The organism is Mariniflexile aquimaris (assembly GCF_042676825.1).
Lineage (GTDB): Bacteria > Bacteroidota > Bacteroidia > Flavobacteriales > Flavobacteriaceae > Mariniflexile > Mariniflexile aquimaris.
The window spans coordinates 1-583 of record NZ_JBHTIB010000044.1; the positions used below are offsets into that span (position 1 = coordinate 1).

The window sequence follows — 583 nt, forward strand, 5'->3', positions numbered from 1 at the left end:
ACATTGGTTTAGTATAAAACTAGCAATTTTTTATACACGGTGTTGTAACACGTTATTTTTTAAATTCCGATTTGTTCTTAATTACGAATGCAATTAATAATTCGGTCAAATTATCTTGATATTCATAAAATTCCGAATCGCATTTGTTCCAGTTTTCCTCCGCTTTTTCTTCAATTAATTCCAGTTCATTTTGTCTTTCAGTTCTGTCTTTGGGAACAGTTCCGTTTTTAAATTCAGAGTTTGCCTTTTTTACAATTTCCGCTGTTTTTTCCGCTCCAATTTCCAAAAGAGCATTTACAGTTTCTTGACTAAAATCTCCACTTGAATTAAAATAGAATTGGTTAAATCCGCCGTTATTTATTTCACGCTCTAAATTTTCCACGAAGAGAAAAGTCCTTTGGGAAGAATTCAGTTTCTCGATATTCTCGCCATATTCAGATTTTGAATTCAGATATGTGTCAATTTTCATAACAATCATATCTCGTCTTTCGATTTTCAAAACTTTTTCTAAATCAAATTCAGTTTGCGCATTTGTGTTGGCAAAGAATAATGACGATATAAATACTAAAATTTTCTTCAATGC

The 583-nt window shown here is 30.9% G+C and carries 1 protein-coding gene; it reads right to left on the reverse strand.

The genetic code is table 11. The features are described 5' to 3' along the window. Positions 1 to 52: 52 nt before the first annotated feature. Positions 53 to 583, reverse strand: a 531-nt coding sequence (locus ACFQ0I_RS17325; RefSeq protein ID WP_379944251.1) for a DMP19 family protein, incomplete at its 5' end; no start/stop codon positions are given.